Here is a 12,258-nt window from a genome sequence, read left to right as displayed (position 1 = left end):
CTGATATGAGAGGACCCCCATGGCCAATGACGCACTCGTACCCACCATCGACGCCTTTCGGGTTCCGCTGGACAACACGACCGATATCGCCGGCCTCGAACGGCTGGTGAAGGAGGGTGCTCTGCGCACCGACGACGTCATCGCGGTGACTGGGAAGACGGAGGGCTGGCAGCCCGGTGAGACCAGCCGGCTCGACGCCGACCAGGCGATCCGCCGCTTTTTGCTCGACCGTGGATCGCGCCCGGCAAGCACCATCGACCAGGTTCCCATGGTGTTCACGACCGGCGGCATCGGTATATTGACGCCGCACGTCGTGGTGTACACACGCACCTATGCGGAGCCGTCGAACGATAGTGCCGGCCGGCTGGCCATGGGCGTCGCGCGGTCCGAGCTGATCCGTCCCGAGTGGATGGCGACCACGAGGATCGTCGAGGCCAATGCCGGTGCTGTCCGGCGGGCGGCGAGCGATGCCGGGATTGACCCCAGCGCGATCGAGTACGTCGTGGGTAAGGCATATTACCCATCGCGGCAGGATTTCGCCGACGCCCGGGCGGCTGGTCACTTCATTCCTGAAAACGACGATCGGGCACTGTTCCGCAAGGCAAGCGGTGCTGCGGGCCTTGGCGTGGCGGTCGCAGCCGATGGTTTGCCCATGCCCGCGGCCGAGGAGGTGGGCACCCGGTTCGACCTATGGTCCGCCAAGGTTGCTGTATCGGCCAACGAATGGGAGCCGGTGGGTGGCGCCGGCCCGCAGACCCAATTGATGGCATTTGGCAACAAGGTCGGCGCCGGCGGGCGGCTCCGGGTTGGCCACGCCGCCATGACCGACACGCTCGACGTGGACGCACTCACCCGCGCGCTGCAGCGGGCGGGGCTCGATGTCGGGCCGGGCCCGCTATCGCCGGAGCATCGCGCCCGCGTCGTGGCGGTTTACGTCAAGTTCGGCTTTCCCGTCGAAGGCCGGCTGCGCGGACGTCGCCAGATCACCGAGAACCCGCAATACGGCAATCAGGTGAAAGCGGCGCTCGGGGGCATGTTCGCGTCGGTACTGCAGGACAATCTGGTGTGGATTTCCGCCTCGGCCACCCACCAGGGCCCCGCTGGAGGCGGCACCGTAGCGGCGGTCGTGGACGTCACCTAATTTTCGAAGAGGCGCGGTGGCGATCCGTAAGGGTCGCGCATTGCCTACCGGTTCAAGCTTCCGGGTAACTGCCTACGGGTGGCTGCCCAATTGGCGTTTGCGTCTGTCCAACCGAAGCGGGGAGCGCCCGCATTTGCAGGGCAGAAACCAATGTCAGGACGGCGAGGACAGCGAAGCTGAGTTGGAAATCGATAGGGGCCAGGCCGGTTGCGCCCCGAACGGCCTGGAAGAAGCTGAGGCTAAGGCTTCCCACCACGACGCCCAACAAGATGGTGATCTGCATCAGCATGGTCGATAGGGTCGAGGCTGAACTGCGCTGTTCGGGAGTGATATCGATGAAGGCCAGCACATTGAGCGCAGTATACTGCATCGAGCGCGTGGCACCGCCAAACACCATGAGCGCTATCACCAGATAAACCGGCGTATCCGCCCGCAGCGCGATGCAAAGCGCGATCGCCACGGCGCTCAGGATGCCGTTGATCACCATTGTCTGGCGAAAACCGAAGCGTTCGAGCACGGGCGTGGTGATCAGCCGGACCGCAAGATTGCCTGCGAAATAGGCCACCATCAGGCTTCCGGCCTGAAACGGATCGAGACCGAATCCGAGTTGGAACAGCAAGGGCAACAGGAACGGCATGGTATTGAGCGCAATGCGATAGTAGCTGCCGGCCAGCAGGTTGGAGAGCGCGAAGGTCGGCACCCGCATGGTAGAAAAGTCGAGCAGCGGATGCTTGGCGCGCCGCATGTGGAGCGCAGCCAACCCGGAGAGCACCGCGCCGCCGATCACCATGGCAATCGTGAGCGCCATATTGGCCGCGTGGTGCACCAGCCCGTCGAGCCCCGCCAGCAGCAGGCCGAGCCAAAGCGAGGTCATGACGAGGCCCCGCCAATCCAGCGGCGTTTTGCTGCGATAGCCGTCATCGGGGATGAACCAGGCCGCCAGAGCCAGACTGCACAGACCCAGCGGGATGTTGATCAGGAAGGTCCAGCGCCAGGAGAAGTAGGTGGTGATAAACCCGCCGATGGTTGGCCCGATCACTGGGGCAAAGAGGGCTGGCCAGGTGAGTAGCGATATGGCGCGTACCAGTTCGGACCGGTGGGCGAGGCGCAGGACGATGATCTGTCCGACCGGAACCATGAAAGCCCCACCTGCGCCCTGGATAGCGCGGGCGGCGACGAATTGCGGCAAGGTCTGTGCCAGGCCGCAAAGGATCGAGCCCAGCGTGAAGACCACTATGGCGCCCAGGAAGACGCTACGCGCCCCGACACGGTCGGCAAGCCAGCCGGCCGCCGGAATGAGGATCGCCACCGTCAGCATATAGACCGTGATGCCGATGCTCATGCTCAGCGGTTCAACGCCGAACGACTGGCCCATGCTGGGAAGGGCTGTGACGATGATGGTGGCATCCAGCATCTGCATGAATAGTGCGCCAGCCACGATCAGGGCGATGGTGTGGACAGATGGCTGCGCCTTCATAACGACAACTCTTGGTTCGTTCGCATGCATGCGAGATGGATAAAAGAAGGCCCGCGCTGAGCGGGCCTTCCAGTTCGCGCCTCGACGAGGGTCAGTCCGCGACGCGTTTGATGACGGTGAAGACTTCGTCCGGCGTGGCCCAGCGCGGATAGGCCGGGTGCGCCGCGAGCTGGTCCTCGAGGATTTTTACCGCTTCGCAGACCTGCTTATCGGTGAGCACGAGGCCAAGCGACTTGGCCGCCGACGCCACCACCTTGCCATTGCCCTGCTGCGAATAGACCCAGTGGAACTCGGCGCCGACCAAGGCGGGATTATAGCTGCCGCCCATGTTGGCGAAATCGGCAGGCGCTCGGCCATCGAGCACCTTGTCGATATCGTGCGGCCCCTCGCGCAGGAATTGGTGGAAACCCACCACCGGCTTCAGCGGCGGCACCGGGAAACGCATGATGCGGGCCAGCTCGTCGGAGGCCCATTGCAGGCGATCGAGGCGGATGCCGGTTTCGGCCCCATAGAGCACGTCGAGGGCCACCACGACTTCTTCCATCGCCGCAAAGCCCGAGCGGTAGGAAACGCCATTGAGCGCGACATCCGGCGAGGCGCCGGCAAGCACCGCCGCTATGGTGCCGGCGGTATCCATGCCGAAATCGTCATGGGTGTGCATGGTCAGCGGGGTCGGGCTCTTGAGTCGGCTGCGGAAGGTCTTGACGTAATGGGTCATGGCCTGGGGCGAGAGCGCGCTGGTGGAATCCATCAGGTCGAACCGGCGCACGCCATTGTCGACGGCAGTGTCACACAGTGCCATGAACTGGTCGAAATCGCGCCGGGCGCAATTGGCGACCGTGGCGTTCCACTCCATGCCGGCCGCCTTGATGTATTCATTCATCACCGCCATCTCTTCGGCCTGGCGCTTGCGAGCGTCCTCGTTTGGCGCCTGCAACAGACCGGGATTGAGCAGTTTGATACCCGCCTCGGCGAACATGTCGACGGTCTGCTTCATCAGCGGCATCGGTGTGTCGCCATTGCCCAGCAGGGTATCGGTGAACACATTCAGCTTGAACTTCGGCTTGGCCTTGGCGATGGCGAGAGCCGCCCCCAGTTCCTGCGGATCGGCTTCGCCACCGCGCCACCAGACGTTGAGGCTTTCCTCCTCGACGCCCAGCTCTTCCAGCAGGCCGCAAATCTCGATGAGTTCGCCTTCGGTCGGCCGCACGCCCACAGTGTAGATGACCTTGCGGATCGTGCTGTCGATCAGCCCCAACGGGGTGGGGATTTCGTAGCCGGATGTGACTTCGGGCATGAAGTTGAAGGGGCTGACGGAATGCCGCCCCTCGGCATAGGCTTGGCCGCGACCAGCATTGCCGAGTGGCCCATTGGGCTTGGGTGAGGTCACGTCAGGAACTCCTCTTGTCGTCACGCAATGCGCGGATTTTGAAGCAGGCCCAGCAGGGCAGGGGAAAGACCGGCGAAGTGCGAGTTGGAGGCCGGCTTGCGCTGTTCGGCCTCGGGAGCACCGGCAGTGGCGCGGATCGCGTCGTGCAGCGTCGATCGGTGAGGGTCGATAACCGTTACGCCTATCTGGTCGGCAATCGCATCGAGAATGGGGATCAGGCCGGTGCCGCCCACGATCACGCGCGACACGCCCAGTGTTTTTGCTGCTGCCGTGATCTGTGGTCCGGCAATTTCGGGTAAGCGCCCGTTCTCGTCGATCAGGATGACGCCCGCCAGTCGGTCCGCCAAGCCGCGTCGCAATGCCAGCTCGACTAGCATGTCGCGCCAGGGCTCGCCGATCGTCGCAATGGCAAAGGAGCCAGGCTCGGCAGCCGCCGCGATCAATCCGCCATCGGCAAAGCCGAGGACCGGCACGGCCGTGATTTCTTTGAGAGCATCCACGCCGGGGTCGCCGAAACAGGCGACAACCACCGCGTCATACTGGCGGCCTTCGGCGGTCGCCTGCGCATAGGCATCAACGACGGCGTGCGCCGCAATGGTCACGGCGGTACGGGTCGCGATGTAGCGCGCCCCAAAAGGCGCGGTGACAGCCGTCAGCACCGCCTGGTCGCCGATCTCCGCCAGTGCCAATTGACGGATCGCCTCGGTGATTTCGGCCGAAGTGTTTGGATTGATAAGCAGAATATGCGGTTTGACCATGCGTCGAGAATCCATGCGGAACCACATCCAATGATGCATGATATGGTTTTGTATACAAGAAATTTGTTGTTTCCAGGCGGTCTGTTGGCGACGGTTTGCCCAGCACAGCGCCTGCTCAGCCGAATTAAATAGCTGTTATAAATGATAAAATGGTATTCTATGTGCGAAAAACCTGGCCATTGCGGACTTGGCTAGCAAGAAAAGCATGGCTAACCGTGTTGACGGCGCATTCAAGATGTGTTCGTTTTAATTTCGTTATGTATACGAAACGCAATCGGACCACGAAATCAGGCAAGCGGGCTCGGGCCGGATGTTCCGGGAGCGTCGCGGCAGGAACCGGAAACACCGTGCACTGGAGCACTCACATGCAATACGCCCATCGCCCAATGGCAAGGCTCAGAATAGCCGGACTTGCCGGCGTGGTAGCGCTCAGTGCGCTACTGGCCGGCAGTTCGGTTTTTGCCGCCGATCGCGTCAATACCGTCATCGTGTCGGGCGCAGGCTCGGTCAATACGCTCGACCCGATCGCGTCTAACTACTTCCAGACCAACGACCTGACGAGCCGCACCTATAGCCCGCTCATCACCTATGACGTCGACCTCAACGTGGTGGGCGATCTGGCTTCTGAGTACAAGGTCGCCGACGATGCCCAGTCGATCGCCTTTACGCTGCGCGACGGCGCCAAGTTCCATGATGGCACGCCCGTCACCTCCAAGGATGTCGCCTATACGCTGGATCGCATCAAGCGGCTGGCGACCGGTGTCGCCGCCTATGTGGACATCTACGACAGCACCGAGGTTACCGACGACAGGCATTTCACCGTCAAGCTGACCAAGCCATCTGCCCTTTTCCTGACCTCGCTCAGCCGCATCTACATCATCAATTCGGGGCTGGCCGAAGCCAATGTCGGCAGCGATGACGCGCAGGCCTGGCTGGCCGCCAACGATGCGGGGAGCGGCCCCTACAAGCTGACCTCGATCAACGGCAACGACGTTATCATCGACTGGGCGGATACCTATTGGCTGGATCGTGGCGATCGCCCGATGTCCCTGGTGTTCCGGCGCGTCGATGAAAGCGCCCCCAAGCGCGACGAGTTGCGGATCGGCAATATCGATGTCGGCAAGAACATCCAGCAGCGCGATCTGGACTCCATTGCCAACGAACCGGGTGTCACCGTGGTCTATGGCTCCGCGCCGACGGTGCATGGCATCTATTTCAATGCCAGCACCGGCCCCACAGCTGATCCGCGCGTTCGCAAGGCCATCCGCCTGGCTTATGACTACGAGGGCGCTCTGGCCGGTATCCATCGCGGCAAGGGTGCGCTGCCGTCCGGTCCGATGCCGGACGCGCTGCCGTGCAAGCCTGATTTCCCCATTGTCGCGCGTGACCTCGACGGCGCCAAGGCGCTGCTGAGCGACGCTGGCCGGAGCAATCTGACATTGACACTGAGGTTCCAGCCGGCCTTCGAGGAGCAGGTGCAGCAGGCAACGTTGCTACAGTCCAACCTCAAGGACATCGGCGTGACGCTGAACCTCGAGCCCATCGCCTTCCCGAACTACCTGCAGATGCTGCAGGATCCAGCACAGATTCCACAGATGATGCTGCTGGGCGAGAACTCGCTGTTCCCCGATCCGGGCGTGTTCCTCACCAAGACCTTCATGACCGGCGCCACCGGCACCAATCGCTCGGGCTATAGCAATCCCAAGGTCGATGAGATTCTCAACACCGCCATTGGCACCGCCGATGCGGACGCCCGCTGCGAGCTCTACAAGCAGGCCGAGACCATCATCGAGGACGACTCGCCGTTCATGCCGATCTGGTATGCCGGCAGCTACGCCGCCTATCGCTCCGACCGGCTGGCGAACCCGATCGAGGGTCAGGTCAACGGCAACTTCAAGCCGCTCGACTACGTCTTGCTCAAGAAGGAATAGCGCGAAAATGGCCTACCTGCGCCTCATCTCTCAGCGCTTGGTGATGACGGTCCTGACGCTCTGGGGCCTCGCGACCCTGGTGTTCGTCATGATCAAGCTCATCCCCGGAGATGAGGCGCAGGTGGCCGCCGGCCCCGGCGCTAGCCCCGAGCAGGTGGCTTCGGTCGCCAAGCGGCTCGGTCTCGACATGCCCGTGGTGCAGCAATATCTGAACTTTCTGCTACGCCTGTTGCGGGGCGATTTGGGCACGTCGGTCGTCTCGTCCAAGCCGGTGCTGACCGAACTGGCCGCCGTGCTGCCCAGCACGATCGAACTGATGATCCTCGCCAGCATTATCGGCACGCTCGTCGCCTTTCCCATGGCGCTGGTTGCGGCCACTTATCGCGGCAAGGCGTTCGACGGGATCACCCGTATTATCGCGGTCACCGGCGGCGCAATGCCTGCCTTTTGGTTGGCGCTGATGCTGCAATTCTTCTTTGGGAACGTGTGGCGGATCACGCCGATTTCGGGCCAGCACTCGTTCGGGATTTCGTCCCCCAACCTGACTGGCATGCCCACACTCGATGCATTGCTGGCCGGTGATATGGTGGGGTTCCTCGACGCCATGGCCTACCTCATTCTGCCCGCCTTTGTGTTTGCCATTCCCTTCGCCGCCCAGGTGTTTCGCCTGCTGCGCGCGTCACTGCTTGGCGTGCTTGCTTCCGACATGATGCTGCCGGTCCGCGCAAAAGGCGCGTCGACTTCGCGCATGGTGCTGCGCCACGCATTGCCCAATTCGTTGCTGCCGACCGTTAGCCTCATGGGCGTACTGATTGGTGGCATGGTAGGCGGCGCCATCTTGGTCGAAACCGTGTTTGCCCGCCGCGGGGTCGGCAGCTTTCTAGCCAATTCGGTGGCGCTCAAGGACACCTATGCGGTGCTCGGCGCTGTGATGTTCGTCGGCATCGCGGTGTGTTTGGTCAATCTGGTGGCCGACGTCATCACGCTGATGCTCGATCCCCGCATCCGTGGCGCGCAATTCCGGGTAGGTGCGAAATGACGCTGGTTTTGCCGACTGCCGCGCCACGCCGCAAAGCCAACTTCACCGCCTATGAACTCACCGTGTTCGGCGTGGTCGCTGCGCTGTTCCTGCTGGCACTGATCGGGCCGATGATCGCGCCGGCCGACATCTACACCTCCAACATGCTGGAGACGCTGTTTCCGCCAAGTGCCGAGCATTGGTTGGGCACCGACGACCAGGGCCGCGATATTTTCTGGCGGCTGGTTGCGGGTTCCCGGCTTTCGCTGTTTGCGACCGTGCTGGTGGTGATCCTCTACTCAATCATCGGCATGATCGTGGCCACACTAGCAACCGTGGGGCCTCGGTGGGTCGATGAACTATTGATGCGCATCACCGATATTGGGCTGTCGCTGCCGGGCCTCGTCGTCTCGCTCGGCATCGCCACTGTGCTCGGACCCAGCCTGCAGTCGGGCATTATCGCGCTGGCCCTGACGGGCTGGCCGATGACGGCGCGCATTTTGCGAACCACCATGCGCCGGACCATGGAGCAACCTTTCGTCGAGGGCGCGCGCATCCTAGGAGTGTCGCGGACACGACTGATGCTCAAGCATGTGCTGCCCAATTCGCTCGACGTGCTGATTGTCAAATGGGCCGGGGACATCAGCTTCACCATGCTCATCCTGGCGGGCCTGTCTTTCATCGGCGTTGGCGCCCAGCCACCCAGTCCCGAATGGGGCGCCATGATTTCGGGCGCGCGCGGCTATATGTCGATCGCCTGGTGGGCGGTTGCTGCCCCCGGCGCCGCCATCGTCATCAATGCGGTCGCCTTCGCCCTGCTGGCCGATATCCTGCAGGTGCGGCGCGACCCGTCGTTGCAGGCCTGAACCATGGGAGTGGATACGATCCTGACCGATGGCATAGTACCGGCGCAACTCCGACAACGACCCGAAGCCCTGCTGCAGGTCGATCAACTCTCGATCGATATCGCGACCCGCGATGCCAATGTGCGGCTGGTCGACAATGTCAGCTTCGGCATCGGCCGGGGCGAACGCGTCGCCCTGGTGGGGGAAAGCGGTTCAGGCAAGTCGGTCACCGCGCAGGCGCTCATGCGGCTCAATAGCCGCGTGAAGCTTTCAGGTCGCGTTCAATTTGACGGCAAGGACCTGCTGTCGCTGTCGAACTCGCAAATGGCGGCAATGCGCGGCCAGCGCATGGGCATGGTGTTCCAGGACCCGATGAGTTCGCTCGATCCGCTGATGACGATTGGTGATCAGGTGGCCGAGACGCTGCGTATTCGCGGGGTCTCCAAACGTGAGGCGCGCCAGCGGGCGCTTGATGTACTCGATGAGCTCAAGGTCGAACGTGCCGCCGAGCGGCTGGACAGCTTTCCGCATGAATTTTCCGGCGGCATGCGCCAGCGCGTGGTGCTGGCCATGGCGCTGGTGGGTGAGCCGGACCTGTTGATCGCCGATGAGCCGACCACTGCGCTCGACGTACGCGTGCAGGAACGCGTGCTCGACCTGCTCGACGAAATCTCGCGCCGTCGAAGCTTGGCCGTGCTTCTCATCACACACGACCTGGGTATCGTGGCGGGCTTTGCCGACCGGGTGATGGTCATGTATTCGGGCCGCATCGTCGAGGAAAACGAGGCGACCTTGCTGTTTGCCGAGCCTCAGCATCCGTATACACGCGGCCTGCTCGAAGCGGTGCCGCGCGCCGATATTACGGTGGATCGTCTGCGCTCCATAGCCGGCGCGCCCCCGGCCCCCGGCGCGCGACCAAGCGGCTGCACCTTCCACCCGCGCTGTGATCACGCCATGGCCATGTGTTCGAGCGTCGAGCCCGGTGAAACCATCACGCCGCTGGGCGCGCGCGTCCGCTGTCATCTCTATGGGGCAGGGTGATGCTGCAGATCGATCATATTTCGAAGTCGTTCCCCGCCGGGCGTGGCCGGCGCACCATGGTGCTCGACGACATCGTCCTCAATGTCGACGAAGGCCAATCGGTTGGCCTTGTGGGCGAAAGCGGCTCGGGTAAATCGACGATCATTCGTTGCGCGCTGGGGCTAACACGACCCGATAGCGGCCGGGTGAGTTACAGTGGCATCGATGTGCAGCGCTCCAGCCGCTTCGACACGCTGCGCTTCCGCCGCGACGTTCAATTGGTGTTCCAGGACCCCTATGCCAGCCTCAATCCGCGCATGACGGTGGAAGAACTGGTGGGCGAGGGCCTGCTGGTCCACAAGCTTGAAACCACCGCCGCGGGAAGGCGCGCTCGAGTGGTCGAAATGCTGGCCATGGTTGGCCTCGGCGAGGAAGCACTGGCGCGCTACCCGCGCTCGTTTTCGGGCGGCCAGCGCCAGCGCATCGCCATCGCCCGGGCCGTGGTGATCCGGCCCAAGCTGCTGATCTGCGACGAGCCTGTTTCGGCGCTCGACGTCTCGGTGCAGGCGCAGGTGATCAACCTGTTGCAGGATATGCAAAAGCAACTGAGCCTCGGCATCCTGTTCGTGGCGCATGATCTGGCAGTAGTCCGGCATTTGTGCACCACGGTCGCGGTGCTGGAGCGCGGCAGAATTGTCGAGCACGGGACGCGCGAGCAGGTGTTTGACACCCCGCAACACGCCTATACCCGGGCACTGCTCAAAGCGGTTCCCATCCCCGATCCGGTGGTGGGCCGGGCGCGCCGGGCAGAGCGGCAGGCGGCGCCATGAAATCGTTCGGAACCATCACGCCGTCCTCCAATATCATCGTGGAACGGGTGACGCTGGCGATGACGCGCGATATCGCGGACGTGTCGCCGCATTTCGCCCGCTTCGGTTTTGCGGGTCCCAGTGACACGGTCGTCGAGGATTATCATTGGGCCTCGATGATGGGGGCGGCGCAATTGTTGGCCGATGCGCATGTCGATCTGATCTGCTGGAACGGCAGCAAAGGCGGCGAGCTGGGATTCGATCGCGACCGGGTGCTGTGCAAGCGCATCGAGGATGAGTTCGGCATTCCGGCCGTTACTTCGGTGCTGGCGCTCGACAGCCTGCTGTCCTCGAACGGCATCAAGCGCATCGCTTTTGTCACGCCCTTCCGCCAGGAGGCGAACGACAATATCATGCGCGGCTGGAGCGCGGCGGGCTACGACTGCGTGGCCAATCTCGGCGCTGGGCTGAGTGACAATTTCAGCTATTCGACCATGGCACCGGAAACGCTCGCCGCCATGGCCCGCCGTGTTGCGGCGGCGAAGCCAGACGCAATTCTGTTCTATTGCACCAACCTGCCCGGAGCAGGGCTCTGCGCCGCGCTTGAGGAAGAATTGGACCTGCCCGTCCTCGATTCCGTATCTGCCGGCGTATGGGGCGCGCTCTCCGGATTAGGTCTGGGCAGCAGCCTGCCCGCAACATGGGGCAGGCTGCTGCGCTAGTCAGGCGTTCGCCTTTAGCCATTCGATGCTTGGTGCCAGCCGGGCAAATACATCCTTCTGGTCCGGCACCAGCGTATTGGCACGCTCATGCGTCACCGTGGCCGAGATCAGCGCGCGATATTCATCGATCGTCGCATCCGACTGTGCGGCGAGCCAGCCCTTATCGAAGACCGGCATGGCGAATTGGCCGCGATGAAACTCGATCCAGCGGGTGGCATTAGGTACCAGAGCCAGCAGTTCGATCCAATCGATATCGCCGGTGCCGAGCGGGGTCAGGTAGCGGCGCATCTGGTCGCCATCGAAGGTCGTATAGGAATCATCGATGTGGACCTGGGCCACATGTGGCGCGATGCGCCGGGTGCATTCCAACGCGTCCTCGAGCCGACACACCACGTTGACCGGATCGTGGGCGATGCCGAGCAGGTCCTCGCCGACCGCGTCGATGATGCGCAGGATTTCGAAAGTCGAAATCTCCTCGTGCGTCTTGATCAGCAGGCGCGTGCCGCTTTCGCGGATCGCCGGGGCCAAGGCTTTGACGCCGTCGATCACGCCCTGCAATTGAGCCGACCATGGCACGTTCGGATCGTCTCGATCTTCGATCATGCCGACGACGAAGAATACCGTCCTGGCGCCCAAAGCCGGCATGGCGCGCAGCACCTTGTCGAGGCCCTTGATCATGTCGCCATCGCCGGCGTCGATCAGTGACTTGCAACGCTCCGGCCGGGCGGGATTGAAGGTGCCGACGCCGGCATTGAGGATGAGGCCGCGGGCTTTGGCCGCCTGGCGCAGGTCTGCCAGCGTCGCCGGATCGAGCGTGGGTAGCACAGACAGGATATTGCCGAACAACACCCCTCCAAGGCCAAGCGCCTTGGCCTTGTCGAAGATTTCAATGGGGGACAGGGTCTCGTAGCCGGGCAGGCTGTTGTTGAATACGCCGATCAAGTCGGTCTCCATGGTTGGTGCTCGGCGTATCGCCGCTCGACAATTCTTGTATACAAAACATAACATATTGGCATGCAAAATATGGATGGCTGCAATGCGTTTTGTTGCTGCGCGGATGGCGCCTATCTATCCTCGGCAGAACCAAAACCTGCCTCACTACGGCCAAACCCTCCGTGCAACAGGCATTTTTCCTTTCCGCGGATAA

General features: G+C 62.8%; 11 protein-coding genes. 7 read left to right on the top strand and 4 right to left on the bottom strand.

Annotated elements, in window-relative coordinates; all coding sequences use genetic code 11:
* Positions 1-19: 19 nt before the first annotated feature.
* Positions 20-1,141 carry a ring-opening amidohydrolase gene (locus tag ABIB57_RS14185; protein WP_354041653.1) on the top strand — a complete coding sequence of 374 codons (1,122 nt, stop codon included), beginning with the start codon at positions 20-22 and terminating at the stop codon, positions 1,139-1,141.
* Between the two features lie 52 nt (positions 1,142-1,193).
* Here ABIB57_RS14185 and ABIB57_RS14180 read toward each other — a convergent pair whose 3' ends face one another.
* The 3 genes from ABIB57_RS14180 to ABIB57_RS14170 all read right to left on the bottom strand — a co-directional run bounded on the left by ABIB57_RS14180 (position 1,194) and on the right by ABIB57_RS14170 (position 4,766).
* Positions 1,194-2,618 (bottom strand): MFS transporter, encoded by a 1,425-nt coding sequence (locus ABIB57_RS14180; protein ID WP_354041652.1) that lies wholly within the window; start codon positions 2,616-2,618, stop codon positions 1,194-1,196.
* A 91-nt stretch (positions 2,619-2,709) separates the two neighbouring features.
* Positions 2,710-4,008 (bottom strand): hydroxymethylglutaryl-CoA lyase-like TIM-barrel protein, encoded by a 1,299-nt coding sequence (locus tag ABIB57_RS14175; protein ID WP_354041651.1) that lies wholly within the window; start codon positions 4,006-4,008, stop codon positions 2,710-2,712.
* Between the two features lie 20 nt (positions 4,009-4,028).
* On the bottom strand, positions 4,029-4,766 hold the full coding sequence (locus ABIB57_RS14170) for an aspartate/glutamate racemase family protein (RefSeq protein WP_354041649.1): 738 nt from the start codon (positions 4,764-4,766) through the stop codon (positions 4,029-4,031).
* 365 nt (positions 4,767-5,131) lie between these two features.
* Between ABIB57_RS14170 and ABIB57_RS14165 the strand changes: the two genes are divergently transcribed.
* From ABIB57_RS14165 to ABIB57_RS14140, 6 genes are read left to right on the top strand one after another with little or no spacing between them, the layout of a single operon-like run.
* Complete coding sequence (locus tag ABIB57_RS14165) at positions 5,132-6,697, top strand: ABC transporter substrate-binding protein (RefSeq protein WP_354041648.1); 1,566 nt, start codon at positions 5,132-5,134, stop codon at positions 6,695-6,697.
* Positions 6,698-6,704: 7 nt separating this feature from the next.
* The gene (locus tag ABIB57_RS14160) at positions 6,705-7,736 is read left to right on the top strand and encodes an ABC transporter permease (RefSeq protein ID WP_354041646.1); all 1,032 of its coding nucleotides are present in this window, start codon (positions 6,705-6,707) and stop codon (positions 7,734-7,736) included.
* Complete coding sequence (locus tag ABIB57_RS14155; protein ID WP_354041645.1) at positions 7,733-8,581, top strand: ABC transporter permease; 849 nt, start codon at positions 7,733-7,735, stop codon at positions 8,579-8,581. The genes ABIB57_RS14160 and ABIB57_RS14155 overlap by 4 nt, the downstream gene beginning before the upstream one ends.
* 3 nt (positions 8,582-8,584) lie before the next feature.
* Positions 8,585-9,601, top strand: a complete 1,017-nt coding sequence (locus tag ABIB57_RS14150; protein WP_354041643.1) for an ABC transporter ATP-binding protein — start codon at positions 8,585-8,587, stop codon at positions 9,599-9,601.
* Positions 9,601-10,410 carry an ATP-binding cassette domain-containing protein gene (locus ABIB57_RS14145; protein ID WP_354041642.1) on the top strand — a complete coding sequence of 270 codons (810 nt, stop codon included), beginning with the start codon at positions 9,601-9,603 and terminating at the stop codon, positions 10,408-10,410. Before ABIB57_RS14150 ends, ABIB57_RS14145 begins: the two co-directional genes overlap by 1 nt.
* On the top strand, positions 10,407-11,111 hold the full coding sequence (locus ABIB57_RS14140; RefSeq protein ID WP_354041641.1) for a maleate cis-trans isomerase family protein: 705 nt from the start codon (positions 10,407-10,409) through the stop codon (positions 11,109-11,111). Before ABIB57_RS14145 ends, ABIB57_RS14140 begins: the two co-directional genes overlap by 4 nt.
* On the opposite strand, the gene ABIB57_RS14135 is transcribed toward ABIB57_RS14140, so the two are convergent.
* The gene (locus tag ABIB57_RS14135; RefSeq protein ID WP_354041639.1) at positions 11,112-12,065 is read right to left on the bottom strand and encodes a sugar phosphate isomerase/epimerase family protein; all 954 of its coding nucleotides are present in this window, start codon (positions 12,063-12,065) and stop codon (positions 11,112-11,114) included.
* Positions 12,066-12,258: the final 193 nt, after the last annotated feature.

The organism is Devosia sp. UYZn731 (assembly GCF_040546795.1).
Lineage (GTDB): Bacteria > Pseudomonadota > Alphaproteobacteria > Rhizobiales > Devosiaceae > Devosia.
Note: the sequence above shows the minus strand (reverse complement) of the source record. Positions and strands in the feature narration are given on the sequence as shown.